The sequence below is a fragment of the Streptomyces sp. NPDC002734 genome, from assembly GCF_040295685.1.
Classification (GTDB): Bacteria; Actinomycetota; Actinomycetes; order Streptomycetales; family Streptomycetaceae; genus Streptomyces.
In genome coordinates, this window is sequence record NZ_JBEOVU010000004.1 from 1 (window position 1) to 16,934 (window position 16,934).

Genomic DNA, 16,934 nt, shown 5'->3' on the forward strand with positions numbered 1-16,934 from the left:
GCCGGCCGGAAGTCCTTCCAGCGTCGCGACGAGTGCGGGTCCGTGGGACTCCCCCGCGGTCAGCCAGCGCAACCTGCTCAACGGTGCTCCTCCTGCTCGCGCCAGTGATTCGGCGACGGCGCGCCCAGGTCCTGGCCAGGCCCGCCCTGCCCCGATCCTCCCATGCCGGGGCTCACGCCCTGCCCACCGGTCCACCGGTCGGACACGGCGTCCCACAGGAGGAGACCGCGCGGGCGGACGTCAGCGGGCGGCGAGCGCGCGTTCCCCGGCCTCGCGCATGGCGGCCAGCGGGCCCGGGGCGCGGCCCGTCATCTGCTCGACCTGGAGGACCGCCTGGTGGACCAGGAGGTCCAGGCCGCCGACGACCGGGCCGCCGGCCGCGGACCAGCGGGCGGCCAGCGCGGTGGGCCACGGCTCGTAAAGGACGTCGAAGAGGGTGCCGGGACGGGCAGGGACGGCCTCGGCGAGGGCGTCGGTGCTGCCGGCGGGGGTCGTGGCGATCACCAGCGGGGCGTGCAGCGCCTCGGCGGCGGCGTCCCAGGGGGCGATGCGGACGTCCGCCTTCAGGCGGGCGCCCCACTCGCGCATCTCGGCGGCACGGGCCTCGCTGCGGACGTACACCGTGATCCCGCCGTCGCAGATCCGGGTCAGCGCGGCCAGCGCGGAGGAGGCGGTGGCGCCGGCACCGAGGACGGCGGCCGTCTCCACCTTCTCGACGCCGCGCTCGCGCAGGGCGGCGACCATCCCCGGGATGTCGGTGTTGTCGCCGACGCGGCGGCCGTCCTCGGTGAACACGACCGTGTTGACCGCCTCCACGGAGGCGGCGGTCTCGGTCACCGAGTCGAGCAGCGGGATGACCGCCCGCTTGAGCGGCATGGTCAGCGAGAGCCCGGCCCACTCCGGGCCCAGGCCCTCCACGAAGCCGGGCAGGGCGGCCTCGTCGATCTCGAACCGGTCGTACGTCCAGCCGTCCAGGCCGAGGGCCGCGTAGGCGGCCCGGTGCAGCTCGGGCGAGAGGGAGTGGGCGATGGGCGAGCCGAGCACGGCGGCGCGGCGACCGTTACTGCTTCTGGCTCTCATTGAACTTTTCCTTCAGGACCAGGAAGTCGTCGTGGTTCTTGGCGAACTCGGTGTTGTTCATGCCGTCGGTGGCGACGAAGTAGATCCAGCCGTCACTGGTGGGCTTGAGCGCCGCGTCGAGCGCCTCCTGACCGGGGTTACCGATCGGCCCCGGCGGCAGGAACTTGTTCGTGTACGTGTTGTACGGGTCCCGGTTCGTCTGGATGTCCTGCTCGCTGATCTGGATCTGGCTCTGACCCATGGCGTAGTTGAACGTCGAGTCGAACTGCAGGTAGTTGTTCGTCTCGGTGTTGTCCGGGGCCAGCCGGTTGTAGACGACCTCGGCCATCTTCCGGAAGTCGTCGTGGGTCTTGCCCTCGGCCTGGACCAGGCTGGCCACCGTCAGGACGTCCATGGGGTTCTCAAGGTCCAGCTTCTTGGCGGCCGCCTCGAGATCCTGCTTCTCGTACATCTCGACGGCCTTGGACACCATCTCCTTGAGGAGATCCTCGGGCTTGGTGTCCTCCGAGGCGGGGTACGTCGCCGGGAACAGGAAGCCCTCGAGGGGATCCTTTATGTCCTCGTTGTCGTTGGCCCACTCGGGCAGGCCGAGCTTGTCGTGCTTGGCCTTGGCGATCTTCCGCGTGGTACCGGCGGCGAGCTTCAGCTTCTTGTCGATCGCCTTGTAGACGGCGACGTTCCGCATGCCCTCGGTGACGACGACGCCCTTCGCCCCGCTCTTCTTCGGGTCGAGGAGCCACTCCACGGCGGACTCGGCGGACATCTCCTCCTCCAGCTGGTACGCACCGGCCTGGAGGTCGCCGCCGTTCTCGGTGAGGGCGGCGACGAAGCCGTCGACGCTCTTGACGACGCCCTTCTTCTTGAGGATCTGTCCGACCTGGGCGCCGGAGGAGCCGGGCGGGATGGTGACGGACACGACCTGCCCGTTGCCGTCGCCCGAGAAGTCCGGGGCGGCGGCGAAACGTTCCTGGTAGAGGTAGTAGCCCCCGCCGGCGACCAGCGCGCCGACCACCACCAGGGCGATCAGGCAGCCGCCGCGGCCTCTGCGGCCCTCCTCGCGGTCGCCGCCGCGCCCGCGCCGCTCGGACCGGCCGCCACGCCCGCGGCCCTCACGGCGGTCGCGCGGGGCCTCGTAGTCGTCCTCGTCGTCACGGCCGGTGAAGAAGGGGTGCTGCTCCTCCTGCGGCTCGGCGTCCCACTCGGTGCGGCCCTGGTCGTGCCCCGGGCCCTGCTGCTGGGGCTGCTGAGACTGCGGAGGCTGCTGGGGGTAGCCGCTCTGCGCGTAGCCGTCGTCGTACTGCTGCTGGTGCTGCTGGTGCGCCTGCGGCTGGTGGTGCTGCTGTTGCTGCTGCTGCGCGTAGGGGTCGTGGCCCTGGCCGTACTGCTGCTGGCCGGTGCCCCAGTCGCCGCCGTACTGCTGCTGGTGCTGCTGCTGCCCGTAACCGTCGCCGTGCTGCTGCCCGTAACCGTCGCCGTACTGCTGCTCGTGCTGCTGCTGCCCGTACGGATCGTGCTGCGACTGGCCGTCGTAGGGGGCCTGCTGCCCCTGGGCGTGCTGCTGCCCCTGGGGGTACTGGCCCTCCCATCCGCCGTCCCCGTAGTACGGGTCACCCGGATGCCACGGTTCGGAGCCTTGGCCCCGGCCATACTCAGTCATCGATCCCCTAGAGCCGCGAAGCGGTGTCTCTGCCGGCGCCGGTCGGGCACGGAGCCGCGCCGCCTCTCGTCGTGCGACGGCATTCGAACGTGCGCCGCATCGCGCGGAACGTTACCGTACCGCGATCAGCCCGCCACCTCGACTGCTTCCCCTGGAGCAGCGCCGGACACCCGTTCGGACTCCAGCGCCTGCTGGAGGATGATCACGGCCGCGGCCTGGTCGATCACGGAGCGTCCCTTCTTGGACCGCACGCCCGAGGCGCGCAGCCCCTGGCTCGCCGTGACCGTGGTCATCCGCTCGTCGACCAGCCGCACCGGGACGGGGGCGATCCGCGCGGCGAACTCCTGCGTGAAGCCGCGCACCTTGACGGCCGCGGGGCCCTCCCCGCCCTTGAGGGAGCGGGGAAGGCCGACCACGACCTCGATCGGCTCGTACTCCTCGACGAGCTGCGCGAGGCGCCGCTGCGCCGCCGGGACGTCCCGTCCGGGCACGGTCTCCACCGGTGTGGCGAGAATCCCGTCGGGGTCGCACGAGGCGACCCCGATCCGGGCGTCCCCGACGTCGACGGCCAGCCGGCGTCCTCTGCGCATGTGATCGATTCCCTCTTCGGAGTTACTTGGCCGTGTCGGCCACGAGGCGCTCGACGGCGTCCACGGCCTCGCCGATGGCGGCCGGGTTCTGGCCGCCGCCCTGGGCGACGTCCGGCTTGCCGCCACCGCCGCCGCCGAGGGTCTTGGCGGCGACCCGGACCAGGTCACCGGCCTTGAGACCGCGGTCGCGGGCGGCGTCGTTGGTGGCGATCACCGTGAGCGGCTTGCCGTTCACCGTGGTGAACAGGGCCACCACGGCGGCCCGGCCGCCCTGGATGCGGCCGCGCACGTCGAGGACCAGCTTGCGCAGGTCGTCGGCTGTGGTGCCGTCGGGCACCTGGCCGGTGACCAGGGCCACGCCGCGGACGTCCTTGGCGGACTCGGCGAGACCGGCGGCGGCCTGGAGCACCTTCTCGGCGCGGAACTTCTCGATCTCCTTCTCGGCGTCCTTCAGCTTGCCGAGCATGGCGGCGACCTTCTCCGGCAGCTCCTCCGAGCGGCCCTTGAGCAGCTCGGTGAGCTGGTTGACCACCGTGTGCTCGCGGGCCAGGAAGTTGTACGCGTCGACGCCGACCAGGGCCTCGATGCGGCGCACGCCGGAGCCGATGGACGACTCGCCGAGCAGCTTCACCAGACCGAGCTGGGCGGTGCTGTGGACGTGGGTGCCGCCGCACAGCTCCTTGGAGAAGTCGCCGATGGTGACCACGCGGACCCGCTCGCCGTACTTCTCGCCGAACTCGGCGATGGCGCCCTGCTTCTTGGCCTCGTCGATGCTCATGACGTCGGCGCGCACGTCGAGGTCGCGGGAGAGCACCTCGTTGATCTTCTGCTCGACGTCGGTCATCACGGCCGACGGGACGGCGGCCGGGGAGCCGAAGTCGAAGCGGAAGCGGCCCGGCTGGTTCTCCGAGCCGGCCTGGGCGGCCGTCGGGCCGAGGGCGTCGCGCAGGGCCTGGTGGGTCAGGTGGGTGGCCGAGTGGGCGCGGGCGATGGCGGTGCGGCGGCGGTGGTCGATGGAGGCCTCGGCCTTGGAGCCGAGGGTCACCTCGCCGACCTGGACGACGCCCTTGTGGACGTAGACGCCCGGCACCGGCTTCTGGCAGTCGCGGATCTCGATCACGGCGCCGGAGTCGGCCTTGATCCGGCCGGTGTCGCCGATCTGGCCGCCGCCCTCGGCGTAGAACGGGGTGCGGTCCAGGACGATCTCGACCTCGTCGCCCTCGCGGGCGGCCGGGGAGGAGACGCCGTCGACCAGGATGCCGACGACGGTGGACTCGCCCTCGGTGTGGGAGTAGCCGATGAACTCGGTCTCGCCGGCGGTGTCGGCGATCTCGCGGTAGGCGCCGAGCGAGGCGTGGCCGGTCTTCTTGGCCTGGGCGTCGGCCTTGGCGCGCTCCCGCTGCTCCTTCATCAGGCGGCGGAAGCCGTCCTCGTCCACCGACAGGCCCTGTTCGGCGGCCATTTCGAGGGTGAGGTCGATCGGGAAGCCCCAGGTGTCGTGGAGCAGGAACGCCTTGTCGCCGGCGAGGATCTTGCCGCCGGCGGCCTTGGTCTCGGTGACGGCGGTGTCGAGGATGTTGGTGCCGGCCTTCAGCGTCTTGAGGAAGGCGTTCTCCTCGGCGACGGCGACCTTCTCGATGCGCTCGCGGTCGGTGACCAGCTCGGGGTACTGCTGCCCCATCATGGCGATGACGACGTCGATGAGGTCCTTGACCACCGGGCCGGTGGAACCCATCAGCCGCATGTTGCGGATGGCGCGGCGCATGATGCGGCGCAGCACGTAGCCGCGGCCCTCGTTGCCGGGGGTGACGCCGTCGCCGATGAGCATCACCGAGGTGCGCATGTGGTCGGTGACCACGCGCAGCGAGACGTCGGAGGAGGCGGCGTCGCCGTAGCGGACGCCGGTCAGCTCGGTGGCCTTCTCGATGACGGCCATCGAGGTGTCGATCTCGTACATGTTCTGCACGCCCTGCAGAATCATGGCGAGCCGCTCGAGGCCGAGACCGGTGTCGATGTTCTTGCTCGGCAGGTCCCCGAGGATCTCGAAGTCGTCCTTGCCGGTGCCCTCGCCCCGCTCGAACTGCATGAAGACCAGGTTCCAGATCTCCACGTAGCGCTCGTCGTTGACGGCGGGGCCGCCCTCGACGCCGAACTCGGGGCCGCGGTCGTAGTTGATCTCGGAGCACGGGCCGCAGGGGCCGGGGACGCCCATGGACCAGAAGTTGTCCTTCTTGCCCAGGCGCTGGATCCGCTCGGCGGGCACACCGACGACGTCGCGCCAGATCTGCTCGGCCTCGTCGTCGTCCTGGTAGACGGTGATCCAGAGCTTCTCGGGCTCCAGGCCGTAACCGCCCTTGTCCTGGGGGCTGGTGAGCAGCTCCCAGGCGAGCTTGATGGCGCCTTCCTTGAAGTAGTCGCCGAAGGAGAAGTTGCCGCACATCTGGAAGAACGTGCCGTGCCGGGTGGTCTTGCCGACCTCCTCGATGTCCGGCGTGCGCACGCACTTCTGCACGCTGGTGGCGCGCGGGTACGGCGGCTTGACCTCGCCCAGGAAGTAGGGCTTGAAGGGCACCATGCCGGCCGGGACGAGCAGCAGAGTCGGGTCGTCCGCGATGAGCGACGCCGAAGGGACGACGGTGTGCCCGCGCTCCTCGAAGAAGCTCAGCCAGCGGCGGCGGATCTCGGCCGACTCCATCAGTGGTCCTCATTCCGGTTGTACGAGTACGTGTCGACGTACTTCTCGTTGCTGCGGTGGGTGGTGCCGTGGCGGTGGTCCGCGGCGGCGATCGGCCGCGCGGTGGCGCGCCCCGGCTCCAGGGCGGCCGGGCGGGACCCGTCGTCGGCGGCGCGCAGTCCGAGCGCCTCGCCGAGTTCGGCCTCGCGCAGGGCCATGTTGTCGCGCACGTCGAGTGCGAAGTCCTTCAGCCGGTGGCCCGCCTCGAGTGCCTTGTTCGCCGCCTGCGCGGCGAGGCTCTCCGGGGTGAGCTGTTTCAGCTTGCGGTTGACCTTGGTGGTGGCCCACACGCCGGCGGCTGCGCCGGCGGAGAACCAGAAGGCTCGACGGAACATCGGTGGTTCAGTCCCTCTTCCGCTTCGTCCGGCTGGCCCGGCCCTCGGCCGGGAGGGTTCGGCCCACGATCACGGTGCGCCGGGGTTCGCGCGACGCCCCGGGTGCGGCGTCGCCCCGGCCGAGCGCGCGACGCACGCCGTAGCCGAACGCCGCGACCTTCACCAGAGGGCCGCCGAAGGTGGAGGCGACGGTCGTCGACAGCGCGGACGCGTTCGACGTGACCTCCTGGACGTCCGATGCGATGGCGTCGACCCGGTCGATCTGGGTCTGCGCGGAGCGGACGGCGTCGGAGGCGTCGGCGAGCAGCGGGACGGCCTGTTCGGTCACGTCCGCCACCAGCTTGGTCGTCGCCCTGAGCGTCTGGGCCAGTCTCGCCAGTGCGACGGCGAGGAAGGACACCAGGATGGCCCAGAAGACGGCCACCAGGATTCCGGCCACCTCTCCACCGGACACTGCGCACCCGCTCCCTGACATCGGAAAAGTCGTGCCCCGAGCCTATCGCGCCACGGGCCGCGCCCTGTACCGGATTCCTCGCGTCACGGCGGGGGCGGGGCCGGGCCCGCGCGGGCGGCCGCCCCCGGGTACGGCGACGGCCCGCCGGTCGTGCCGGGGAACGGCACGACCGGCGGGCCGAGGCGCGCGGTGTTGCTACGTCTGCCGAAGGATCAGCGGGCGTAGTACTCGACGACGAGCTGCTCGTCGCAGATCACCGGGATCTCCTTGCGGTTCGGCTCGCGGTCCAGGCGGAACGCCAGGGCCTTGAGGTTCACCTGCAGGTAACGCGGGGTCTCGCCGTCGGGGGCGAAGCCACCCTCGCGGGCGACCTGGAACAGCGTCTTGTCCTTGGAGCGGTCGCGGACCTGCACGACGTCGTCCGGACGGACACGGAAGGACGGCTTGTCGACCTTCTGGCCGTTGACCTGGATGTGGCCGTGGACGACCATCTGGCGGGCCTGGTAGATCGTGCGGGCGATGCCCGAACGCAGGACCAGCGCGTCGAGACGGCGCTCGAGCTCGATGATCAGGGCCTCACCGGTCTTGCCCTGCACCTTGGAGGCACGCTCGTAGGCGCGGACGAGCTGGCGCTCGGACACGTCGTACTGCGCGCGCAGACGCTGCTTCTCGAGCAGACGGACCTTGTAGTCCGAGTTCTGCTTGCGGCCGCGACCGTGCTCACCCGGCGGGTAGGGGCGGGCCTCGAAGTACTTGACGGCCTTCGGGGTCAGCGCGATGCCGAGGGCACGCGACTTCTTGACCTTGGGGCGGGACTGGTTCGCCATGAACCAAACACCTCATATTTCTGTGTGAATACGGCTCACCAGGGTTAGGGGAGGTCGCATCCGCAGCCCGGGAAACCCGTCCGGTTCCGAGGAACCCGGCGGGCAGCCGCTCCCAGGTCTGGGCACATACGTGCAGCACGCGCGTGGCCCACCGGCCGGTGACCCCGGGCGCGTGGACCGGGGGCGGTGGTGGGCTGCCCGCGACACCTTCGACGGTGCGCGACGCTCCTGGATCCCCGGGCCTCGCGGCTCGGGGTTCCGGCTGGATGTCCCGCCTGGTGCGGTCCGCCGGGGCGGACTACGGGACGCAGCACTTCGGGCAATAGTACAGCCATCGACAGGCCCGGATACCGCGGCTCAGGACCGCCGGCGGCCGAGGTTCTTGCGGGTCCACTCCACGGCGTCGGCGTACCGCGCCTCGGAGCCGTGCCGGGTGGGCGTGTAGTACTCGCGGTCCTTGATGGCGTCCGGCGCGTACTGCTGGGCGGCGATGCCCTCGGGCAGGTCGTGCGGGTAGACGTACCCCTTGGCGTGCCCCAGCTTGGCGGCGCCCTGGTAGTGCCCGTCCCGCAGGTGCGTGGGCACCGGGCCGGCCAGGCCCTTGCGGACGTCCTCCAGCGCGGCCCCGATCGCGGTCGTGGCGGCGTTGGACTTGGGGGCCAGGGCCAGCGCGATGGTGGCGTGGCTCAGGGTGAGGGCCGCCTCGGGGAAGCCGATCATGGCGACCGCCTGCGCGGCGGCGACCGCTACGGACAGGGCGTTGGGGTCGGCGAGGCCGATGTCCTCGCTGGCGGAGATCATCAGGCGGCGGGCGATGAAGCGGGGGTCCTCCCCCGCGTCGATCATGCGGGCCAGGTAGTGCAGCGCGGCGTCGACGTCGGAGCCGCGGATGGACTTGATCAGCGCGCTGGCCACGTCGTAGTGCTGGTCGCCGTCCTTGTCGTAGCGGACGGCGGCGCGGGCGACGGAGTCCTCGAGGGTCTCCAGCGTGATGGCGTCCTCGCCCTTGGCCAGCGCGGAGCCGGCGCCCGCCTCCAGGGCGGTCAGCGCGCGGCGGGCGTCGCCGCCGGCGATCCGCAGCAGGTGCTCCTCGGAGTCCTCCGGCAGTTCCACCGAGCCGCCGAGCCCGCGTTCGTCGCTCACCGCGCGGCGCAGCAGCCCGCGCAGGTCGTCGTCGGTGAGCGGCTCCAGGGTGAGCAGCAGGGAGCGCGAGAGCAGGGGCGAGATCACCGAGAAGTAGGGGTTCTCGGTGGTCGCGGCGATCAGGGTGACCCAGCGGTTCTCCACCGCGGGGAGCAGGGAGTCCTGCTGGGCCTTGCTGAAGCGGTGGATCTCGTCGAGGAAGAGGACGGTCTCCTTGCCGAAGCCTCCGGTGGCGCGGCGGGCGCCGTCGATGACCGCCCGGACCTCCTTGACGCCGGCGGTGATGGCGGAGAGCTCCACGAACCGCTTGTCGGTGGCCTTGGAGATGACGTAGGCCAGGGTGGTCTTGCCGGTGCCGGGCGGTCCCCAGAGGATCACCGAGGAGGGCCCGGCCGGCCCGGAGGCTCCCTCGCCGACGAGGCGGCGCAACGGGGAGCCGGGCTTCAGCAGATGCCGCTGGCCGAACACCTCGTCGACGGTACGCGGACGCATCCGCACCGCCAGCGGGCTGGCGGCCGGGTCCTTCTCCTGGCGTTCTTCGGCTGCGGCGGTGAACAGGTCGGGCTCCACACAAAAACCCTAAGCCACCGCTCGGACAGCGCGGGGCCCGGAGTCCGGGCCCAGGGCGTCAGGCCCAGAGGCTGGAGCCCCAGCGGGTGAGGATCAGGATCGCGATGAGGCCGAGGTGCACCACCGGAAGAGGCCAGGTGAACTCGGTCAGGAAGTTCCGCAGGGCCTTGGGGGCGGGCAGGAAGCCCTGCCGGACGTTGAACGAGGTCACGTACCAGAACATGAGGATCGTCACGGTCCAGGCGAGCATGCACCACAGGCAGAGCTTGTTGATCTCGTACAGCGACTGGATCATCAGCCAGGTGCAGAAGCCCACCCCGAAGAGGGTGCCGGCGTTGAAGGTGAGCCAGTACCAGCGGGGGAAGCGGGCGCCGGAGAGCACGCTCACGCCCACACAGACGACGATGCCGTAGGTGACCAGCCCCAGCAGCGGGTTGGGGAAGCCGAACGCCGCCGCCTGGTCGCTCGCCATGATGCTCTTGCAGGAGAAGATCGGGTTGATGCCACAGGCCGGCTCGTAGCCCGGGTCCTCGAGGATGCGGAACTTGTCCATCGTGATGATCCCGGAGGCGAAGACGCCGAGCAGACCGGTGATCACCAGCAGCAGCCCGAAGCCCCGGCTGCCGCCCTCGCGGCGCGGGCCGTCGTCGCCGGTCCTGGGCGCCGGTACGTCCACTCTCGTCATGCTGCTCATCACACCGATCCCTTGTTGTGGCAGGGGTTGAAGAAGAGGCTGGGGCACGGCCAATTGTGCCGCAGTCTGCCGCCTCCACCGTTCGACGGACATAAAAAGGTCCGCCCGGTGGTACCGACGGGCCCCCGGCACACGGGACGCTCGACCCATGAACGCACATATGGACGAACCCGCGGTCGAGGTGCGCGGGTTGCTCAAGCGTTACGGGGAGAACACGGCGGTCGACGGTCTGGACCTGATGGTCCGGCGGGGGGAGGTCTGCGGACTGCTGGGGCCCAACGGAGCCGGCAAGACCACCACGGTGGAGATCCTTCAGGGCTACCGCGACCGCGACGCGGGCGAGGTGCGGGTCCTCGGCGAGGATCCCGCCCGCGCCCCGCGGTCCTGGCGGGCGAAGGTGGGGATCGTCTGGCAGGACGAATCCGCTCCCGCGGAGTTGACGGTGCGCGAGACCGTGCGCCACTTCGCCCACTACTACCCGCGCCCCGCCGATCCGGACGAGGTGATGGAGCTGGTGGGCCTCGCGGGAAAGGCCGGCGCCCGGGTCAAGTCGCTCTCCGGCGGCCAGCGGCGCCGGCTGGACGTCGCCCTGGGCATCGTCGGCGGGCCGGAGCTGCTGCTGCTGGACGAGCCCACCACCGGTTTCGACCCGGCCGCCCGGCGGCAGTTCTGGGACATGATCCGCGCCCTGGCCGCCACCGGCACGACCATCCTGCTGACCACGCACTACATGGAGGAGGCCGAGGCGCTGGCCGACCGCCTCGCGGTGGTGCACTCCGGCCAGGTCGTCGCCGCGGGCACCCCCGAGGGGCTGCGCGCCGAGTACGGCTCCCAGGCCCTCGTCTCCTGGACCGACCCCGACGGCACGCCGCGCTCCGAACGCACCGACACGCCGACCCGTACCGTCGCCGCCCTGCTGCCGCGCTTCGACGACGAGATACCCGGCCTGACGATCACCCGCCCCACCCTCGAGGACGTCTACCTGCGGCTGACCGGACAGGAGCACGCGCGATGACCACGACCACGACCGCCCGCGCCGCGCGGGACGCCGTGAAGGCGGCCACGCCGCTGCCGGGAGCCTGGCGCGTCGGCCTGTCCCGGGGCGGCCTGGAGATCAAGCAGTTCTTCCGCGACCGGACGCAGGTGGCCTTCACCCTCGCCTTCCCGGTCGTCTTCCTGATCCTGCTGTCGTCGATCTTCGGGGAGGAGATCGAGGAGGCGAACATCAGCGTCGCCCAGCTGTTCGTGCCGTCGATGATGGGCTCGGGCCTGCTGGCCTCCAGCTTCCAGTCGCTGGGGACGTCCATCGCGCACGAACGGGAGAACCGGTCGCTGCGGCGGCTGCGCGGCACGCCGATGCCGCCGGCCGCGTACTTCCTCGGCAAGGTGTGGCTGGTGCTGGTCACCGGCGTGGTGGAGACCGCGCTGCTGCTCGTGGTGGGCGTCGTGGGCTACGAGCTGGAGATCCCCACCGATCCGGTGCGGCTGTTCCACCTGCTGTGGATCATGCTGCTCGGGATGAGCGCGGGCGCGCTGCTGGGTGTGGCCATCAGTTCCGTGCCGCGGACCGGGGCGGGCGCGAGCGCCGTCGTCATCCTGCCGTTCACGATCCTTCAGTTCGTCTCGGGCGTCTACATCCCGATCAGCTCGCTGCCCGACTGGATGATCCAGGTGGGCTCCCTCTTCCCGCTGAAATGGATGTGCCAGGGGCTGCGCGGGGTGTTCCTGCCCGACGCCGCCAAGGTCCTGGAGCCCGCGGGCGACTGGGAGTTCGGGCGGGTGGTCCTGGTCCTGACCGCCTGGTGCGTGGGCGGACTGCTGCTCTGCCTGACCACCTTCCGGTGGAAGTCCAGGACCGACGGGTGAGCGACGCGCTGCCGGCGGTACGGGGCGGCGTGCCCTGGGTGGGCAGCTCCCGCTTCTGGCGGGTCTACCACGCGGTGGTGTGGGCGGTCACGCTCGCCCTGGTGCTGGTCGGCGGTCCGCTGACCGGGGTGGCCCGGCCGCTCGCGGCCGGGCTGCTGGCCCTCGCCCTGCCCTGGTACCTGCTGCTGGGCCACCGGGTGCTGGAGGACGAGGGCGCCGACCGGCGGCGGTCCCTGGTCTACTTCGTCGGCCTGCTGGCGCTGTTCCTGCCGGCCGCCACCCTCAACGGCGAGGCGCGCACCCTGGCCTTCGCGCTGATCCCGCAGTGCTTCACCGCCCTGCCGCTGCCCCGGGCGGCGGTGGCGGCGGCCGTGATCAGCCTGGTGCCGGTGACGGGCTGGGCGCTGGCCTCCCGGCCCACCCCGTCCACGCTCTACCACAGCGGCGGGGCCGCCCTGGCGACCCTGGTCTTCTCGATCACGTTCGGGGCGTGGATCGTGCGGATCGTCACGCAGAGCAGGGAGCGGGCCGAGCTGATCGCGGAGCTGGAGGCGAGCCGGAGCGAGGCGGCCCGGCTGTCCGCCGCGCACGGGGCCCTCGCGGAGCGGGAACGTTTCGCCCGGGAGATCCACGACACCCTCGCCCAGGGCTTCACCAGCCTGCTGATGCTCACCCAGGCGGTGGAGGCGGAACTGGAGGACGACCCGGCCCAGGCCCGCCGCCACCTGGAGCTGATGGCCCGCACCGCGCGGGAGAACCTGGCCGAGGCCCGGGCGCTGGTCGCCGGGGGCACGCCGGCCGGACTGGACGGGGCCTCCCTGGCGGACGCGCTGCGCAGGCTCGCGGAGCGGCACGGCGCGGTGCTCGAACTCTCCGGCGCGGTGCGCGCGCTGCCCGCCGGTGTCGAGGTGGTGGCGCTGCGGGCCTGCCAGGAGGCGCTGGCCAACGCGGCCAAGCACGGCGGAGAGGGCACGCGGTGCTCGGTCACCGTCGACTACCGGGACAAGGAGGTCGTCCTGCGGGTCACCGACGACGGCCGGGGCTTCGACCCGCGGGAGCCCACCACCGGGTACGGTCTGGCCGGCATGCGGGCGCGGGCCGCGGAGGTGGGCGGGACCGTGCGGGTCGTCAGCGGCACCGGGCGGGGCACGGACGTCACGGTCCTGCTGCCCGCGCCCGACGAGGAAGGGGAGGACTGCCGGTGATCCGGATACTGCTCGCCGACGACCACCCGGTGGTCCGCGAGGGGCTGCGCGCCATGCTGAACGCGGAGCCGGGCCTGGAGGTGGTGGGCGACGCCTCCAGCGGTCCCCGGGCCGAGGCGCTGGCCGCGGAACTGTCGCCGGACATCGTGCTGATGGACCTGCGGATGCCCGGCGGGGACGGCGTGGAGTCCATCGAGCGGATGGCGGCCGCGGGGCTGTCGTGCCGGGTGGTGGTGCTCACTACCTACGAGACGGACCGGGACATCCTGCGGGCGGTGGAGGCGGGCGCGGCCGGCTACCTCCTCAAGGACCTCCCCCGCGGGGAGCTGGCCGAGGCGATCCGCCGGGCGGCGCGCGGGGAGACGGTGCTCGCGCCCTCGGTCGCGGCGCGGCTGGTGGACCGGCTGCGCGGTCAGCCGGCCCGGCCCCGGCTGTCCGCCCGCGAGACGGCGGTGCTGGCGCTGGTGGCCGAGGGGTGCACCAACGCGGAGATCGGGCGGCGGCTGCACATCGGCGAGTCCACGGTGAAGACGCATCTGCTGCGGGCCTTCGCCAAGCTCGAGGTGGACGACCGCACGGCGGCGGTCACCACGGCCCGGCGGTGGGGTCTCCTCCCGGACTGACGCCGCGCCCGCCCGGTACCGGCCGGGGGCGGACACGGAACCGGGGGCCCGCACACGTCCGTGCGGGCCCCCGGTCTCCGTCGACGCGGTCCGTGCCGGGTCAGCCGAGCCGCGACTGGAGCTCGGCGATGATCTCGCCGACGCCGACCGCGGTCTGCTCGCCGGACTCCATGTCCTTCAGCTGGACGACGCCCTCGGCGAGGTCCCGCTCGCCGGCGACGATCGTGAAGCGCGCGCCGGAGCGGTGGGCGCTCTTCATGGCGCTCTTGAGCCCCTTGCCGCCGAAGCAGAAGTCCGCCGCGACGCCCACCTTGCGCAGCTCGGTGACCTTGGCGAACAGCAGGCGCCGGGCCTCCTCGCCCATCGGCACGGCGAAGACGCTGGTGGTGGCGGGCAGGTCCAGCTCCACGCCCTCGGCCTCCAGGGCGAGCACCGTGCGGTCGACGCCGAGCGCCCAGCCCACGGACGGCAGCGCCGGGCCGCCGATCATCTCGGAGAGGCCGTCGTAGCGGCCGCCGCCGCCCACTGCGGACTGCGAGCCGAGGCCGTCGTGGACGAACTCGAAGGTGGTGCGGGTGTAGTAGTCCAGGCCGCGCACCAGCTTGGGGTCGTCCTCGAAGACGACGCCCGCGGCGGTGATCAGCTCGCGGACCTCCTCGTGGTAGGCCTTGCAGGCCTCGCACAGGTGGTCCTTGAGCAGCGGCGCGTCGACGAGCTGCTTCTGCACGTCGGCCCGCTTGTCGTCCAGGACGCGCAGCGGGTTGATCTCGGCGCGGCGCAGCGTCTCCTCGTCGAGGTCCAGGCCGCGCAGGAAGTCCTGGAGGGCGGCCCGGTAGGCGGGGCGGCACTCCTTGTCGCCGAGGCTGTTGAGCAGGATGCGGAAGTTCCGCAGGCCCAGCGAGCGGTACGCCTGGTCGGCGAGGATGATCAGCTCGGCGTCCAGCGCGGGGTCCTCCGCGCCGATCGCCTCGGCGCCGACCTGCGAGAAGTGGCGGTAGCGGCCCTTCTGGGGGCGCTCGTAGCGGTAGTAGGAACCCGAGTACCAGAGCTTCACCGGGAGGTTGCCGGCCTTGTGGAGGTTGGCCTCCAGCGCGGCGCGCAGCACCGAGGCGGTGCCCTCGGGGCGCAGCGCGAGCTCGCTGCCGCCCTTGGTGGTGAGGGTGTACATCTCCTTGGTGACGATGTCGGTGGACTCGCCGACGCCGCGGGCGAACAGTTCGACGTCCTCGAAGCCGGGCGTCTCGATGTAGCCGTAGCCGGAGTTGCGCAGCGGGGCGGAGATCGCGTCGCGGACCGCCAGGAAGCGGGCGGAGTTCGGCGGGATCAGGTCGTAGGTGCCCTTGGGGGCCTTGAAAGTGCTCACGGGTGTTCTCTCGTCACATTCCTCGTCGGGGGGCCTGGAGGCCCTCCGGGCCGGCGGCCACCTGCCGCAGGTAGGGGTTGGTGGCGCGCTCCTGGCCGATGGTCGTCTGGGGGCCGTGGCCGGACAGGACGACGGTGGTGTCGTCCAGCGGCAGGCACACGCGGGCCAGCGACGCGAGCATGTCGTCCATGTCGCCGCCCGGCAGGTCGGTCCGTCCGACGGAGCCGGCGAACAGCAGATCCCCGGAGAAGAACACGGACGGCACGTCCGCGCTCTCGGGCATCCGGAAGGTCACCGACCCCTTGGTATGGCCGGGTGCGTGCGCGACGGAGAACTCGAGGCCGGCGAGTTCCAGCGCGGAGCCGTCGGTCAGTTCCTTGACGTCGTCGGGCTCCCCGACGGTCAGCTCACCCATGAGCGGCATGCCGATGGACCGGCCGAGCGCCTTCTCGGGGTCGCTCAGCATGTACCGGTCCGCCGGATGGATCCAGGCGGGCACGTCGTGCGCGCCGCACACCGGGACGACCGAGGCGACGTGGTCGATGTGTCCATGGGTGAGGACGACCGCGACGGGCTTGAGCCGATGCTTCCTGAGCGTCTCCTCGACTCCCTGGGCGGCCTGGTGGCCGGGGTCGATGATCACGCATTCCTCGCCGGCTCCGGGGGCGACGAGATAACAGTTCGTCCCCCAGGCACCGGCCGGGAACCCGGCAATGAGCACGATCGTCCCTCGTTGTGTCGATACGGGCGGCGGCTATCCGGCCAACCCTGGCACCGGCAGCCTACCGGCGCTGCCGAATCATCGGCGAACCCATATACGGTACGGGGCACACGTACGCGGTCGGCTCAGGAGGCTCACGCGGCCCGGTCGACGCACGATTCGCACGAGGAGTGAGACCCGGTGGTCAGCCAGGAACAGCGGCGGCGTCAGCTCGCCCGGGAGAAGTTCTTGCGCCAGCAGCAGCGGCGCACCGAGACCCGCCGCAAGGCGCGCATTCGGAACGCGGTGGTCGCGTCGGTCCTCGGCGTGGTCCTGGTCGGCAGCGTCGCGCTGTACACCACGGGCACCCTGCGCGAGGACGGCGAGAACACGGCGGCGAGCGCGGACGCCTCGCCGAGCGCCGAGCCGAGCAAGGCACCCGACCCCTGCGAGAAGCCCGCGGCGGGCAAGGTCGAGGAGATGACCTTCAAGGAGGAGCCGAAGCTCGACCTCGACAAGTCGGCGAAGTACACGATGACGCTGGACACCACGTGCGGCGACATCCCGGTCGCGCTGGACGCCGCGGGCGCGCCGCACACCGTGAACTCCTTCAAGTTCCTGGCCGGCAAGGGCTACTTCGACCACACGAAGTGCCACCGCCTGACGACCCAGGGCATCTACGTGCTGCAGTGCGGCGACCCGACGGCCTCCGGCTCCGGCGGCCCGGGCTACGAACTCAAGGACGAGAACCTGAAGTCGGACGCCCTGAAGAAGAACACGTACCCGACGGGCACGGTCGCCATGGCCAACGCCGGTCCCAACACCAACGGCAGCCAGTTCTTCCTGGTCTACAAGGACAGCCCGCTGCCGCCGAACTACACCCCCTTCGGCAAGCTCGACGCGAAGGGCCTGGCCGTCCTGGACAAGATCGCCAAGGCCGGTGAGAGCACCGGTGCGGGGGACGGCGCCCCCAACGCGACGGTGGTCATCGAGAAGGCGACCGTCACCGCGTCCTGATGTCAGCGGCCTGTCTGCCGTGACCGCCTTGACCACCGCGTGGGCCGATATTCGGTCGCGCGGAATGCGGACAGGC

At 71.6% G+C, this 16,934-nt stretch carries 17 protein-coding genes; 5 read left to right on the forward strand and 12 right to left on the reverse strand.

All coding sequences use genetic code 11. From position 1 onward, the window contains the following. From ABT026_RS04875 to ABT026_RS04920, 10 genes are all read right to left on the reverse strand, one after another. Positions 1–81: chorismate synthase (locus tag ABT026_RS04875; protein ID WP_225098434.1), on the reverse strand; the 81-nt coding region annotated here is incomplete at its 3' end. 159 nt (positions 82–240) lie between these two features. Then, complete coding sequence (locus ABT026_RS04880) at positions 241–1,080, reverse strand: shikimate dehydrogenase (protein WP_351112215.1); 840 nt, start codon at positions 1,078–1,080, stop codon at positions 241–243. Next, complete coding sequence (gene mltG / locus ABT026_RS04885) at positions 1,061–2,737, reverse strand: endolytic transglycosylase MltG (RefSeq protein ID WP_351112217.1); 1,677 nt, start codon at positions 2,735–2,737, stop codon at positions 1,061–1,063. Before mltG ends, ABT026_RS04880 begins: the two co-directional genes overlap by 20 nt. 125 nt (positions 2,738–2,862) lie before the next feature. After that, positions 2,863–3,327, reverse strand: a complete 465-nt coding sequence (ruvX, locus tag ABT026_RS04890; RefSeq protein WP_351112219.1) for a Holliday junction resolvase RuvX — start codon at positions 3,325–3,327, stop codon at positions 2,863–2,865. 22 nt (positions 3,328–3,349) lie between these two features. Next, positions 3,350–6,022, reverse strand: a complete 2,673-nt coding sequence (alaS, locus tag ABT026_RS04895; RefSeq protein ID WP_351112221.1) for an alanine--tRNA ligase — start codon at positions 6,020–6,022, stop codon at positions 3,350–3,352. Continuing rightward, positions 6,022–6,396, reverse strand: a complete 375-nt coding sequence (locus tag ABT026_RS04900) for a hypothetical protein (protein ID WP_351112223.1) — start codon at positions 6,394–6,396, stop codon at positions 6,022–6,024. Before ABT026_RS04900 ends, alaS begins: the two co-directional genes overlap by 1 nt. A gap of 7 nt (positions 6,397–6,403) precedes the next feature. Further along, positions 6,404–6,850, reverse strand: coding sequence for a DUF948 domain-containing protein (locus tag ABT026_RS04905; protein WP_351112225.1), 447 nt, complete (start codon positions 6,848–6,850; stop codon positions 6,404–6,406). A 212-nt stretch (positions 6,851–7,062) separates the two neighbouring features. After that, positions 7,063–7,677, reverse strand: a complete 615-nt coding sequence (rpsD, locus tag ABT026_RS04910; RefSeq protein WP_108957064.1) for a 30S ribosomal protein S4 — start codon at positions 7,675–7,677, stop codon at positions 7,063–7,065. Positions 7,678–8,034: 357 nt separating this feature from the next. Further along, complete coding sequence (locus tag ABT026_RS04915) at positions 8,035–9,390, reverse strand: replication-associated recombination protein A (RefSeq protein ID WP_351112229.1); 1,356 nt, start codon at positions 9,388–9,390, stop codon at positions 8,035–8,037. A gap of 58 nt (positions 9,391–9,448) precedes the next feature. Beyond that, positions 9,449–10,084 (reverse strand): vitamin K epoxide reductase family protein, encoded by a 636-nt coding sequence (locus tag ABT026_RS04920; RefSeq protein WP_351112231.1) that lies wholly within the window; start codon positions 10,082–10,084, stop codon positions 9,449–9,451. A 148-nt stretch (positions 10,085–10,232) separates the two neighbouring features. Here ABT026_RS04920 and ABT026_RS04925 point away from each other — a divergent pair, with 148 nt between their 5' ends. The 4 genes from ABT026_RS04925 to ABT026_RS04940 are packed head-to-tail and all read left to right on the forward strand — an operon-like array spanning position 10,233 to position 13,778. After that, entirely contained in the window at positions 10,233–11,099 is an 867-nt protein-coding gene (locus ABT026_RS04925; protein ID WP_351112233.1) for an ABC transporter ATP-binding protein, read from the forward strand. Next, positions 11,096–11,950 (forward strand): ABC transporter permease, encoded by an 855-nt coding sequence (locus ABT026_RS04930; protein WP_351112235.1) that lies wholly within the window; start codon positions 11,096–11,098, stop codon positions 11,948–11,950. The genes ABT026_RS04925 and ABT026_RS04930 overlap by 4 nt, the downstream gene beginning before the upstream one ends. Beyond that, the gene (locus ABT026_RS04935; protein WP_351112237.1) at positions 11,947–13,155 is read left to right on the forward strand and encodes a sensor histidine kinase; all 1,209 of its coding nucleotides are present in this window, start codon (positions 11,947–11,949) and stop codon (positions 13,153–13,155) included. The genes ABT026_RS04930 and ABT026_RS04935 overlap by 4 nt, the downstream gene beginning before the upstream one ends. Further along, positions 13,152–13,778, forward strand: coding sequence for a response regulator (locus tag ABT026_RS04940; protein ID WP_351112239.1), 627 nt, complete (start codon positions 13,152–13,154; stop codon positions 13,776–13,778). Before ABT026_RS04935 ends, ABT026_RS04940 begins: the two co-directional genes overlap by 4 nt. A 100-nt stretch (positions 13,779–13,878) precedes the next feature. Here the strand turns inward: ABT026_RS04940 and hisS are convergent, their stop codons facing one another. Next, positions 13,879–15,141 carry a histidine--tRNA ligase gene (gene hisS / locus ABT026_RS04945; RefSeq protein WP_351112241.1) on the reverse strand — a complete coding sequence of 421 codons (1,263 nt, stop codon included), beginning with the start codon at positions 15,139–15,141 and terminating at the stop codon, positions 13,879–13,881. A gap of 13 nt (positions 15,142–15,154) precedes the next feature. After that, positions 15,155–15,862 carry an MBL fold metallo-hydrolase gene (locus ABT026_RS04950; RefSeq protein WP_351112243.1) on the reverse strand — a complete coding sequence of 236 codons (708 nt, stop codon included), beginning with the start codon at positions 15,860–15,862 and terminating at the stop codon, positions 15,155–15,157. 180 nt (positions 15,863–16,042) lie between these two features. Between ABT026_RS04950 and ABT026_RS04955 the strand changes: the two genes are divergently transcribed. Continuing rightward, positions 16,043–16,858, forward strand: a complete 816-nt coding sequence (locus ABT026_RS04955) for a peptidylprolyl isomerase (protein WP_351112245.1) — start codon at positions 16,043–16,045, stop codon at positions 16,856–16,858. The last annotated feature ends 76 nt before the right edge of the window (positions 16,859–16,934 follow it).

Bases quoted from the DNA above. Each gene is read 5' to 3' on its own strand.
- ruvX (WP_351112219.1), bottom strand. From the start codon at position 3,327: ATGCGCAGAGGACGCCGGCTGGCCGTCGACGTCGGGGACGCCCGGATC.
- mltG (WP_351112217.1), bottom strand. From the start codon at position 2,737: ATGACTGAGTATGGCCGGGGCCAAGGCTCCGAACCGTGGCATCCGGGT.
- ABT026_RS04925 (WP_351112233.1), top strand. From the start codon at position 10,233: ATGAACGCACATATGGACGAACCCGCGGTCGAGGTGCGCGGGTTGCTC.
- ABT026_RS04920 (WP_351112231.1), bottom strand. From the start codon at position 10,084: ATGAGCAGCATGACGAGAGTGGACGTACCGGCGCCCAGGACCGGCGAC.
- alaS (WP_351112221.1), bottom strand. From the start codon at position 6,022: ATGGAGTCGGCCGAGATCCGCCGCCGCTGGCTGAGCTTCTTCGAGGAG.
- rpsD (WP_108957064.1), bottom strand. From the start codon at position 7,677: ATGGCGAACCAGTCCCGCCCCAAGGTCAAGAAGTCGCGTGCCCTCGGC.
- ABT026_RS04880 (WP_351112215.1), bottom strand. From the start codon at position 1,080: ATGAGAGCCAGAAGCAGTAACGGTCGCCGCGCCGCCGTGCTCGGCTCG.
- ABT026_RS04930 (WP_351112235.1), top strand. From the start codon at position 11,096: ATGACCACGACCACGACCGCCCGCGCCGCGCGGGACGCCGTGAAGGCG.
- ABT026_RS04900 (WP_351112223.1), bottom strand. From the start codon at position 6,396: ATGTTCCGTCGAGCCTTCTGGTTCTCCGCCGGCGCAGCCGCCGGCGTG.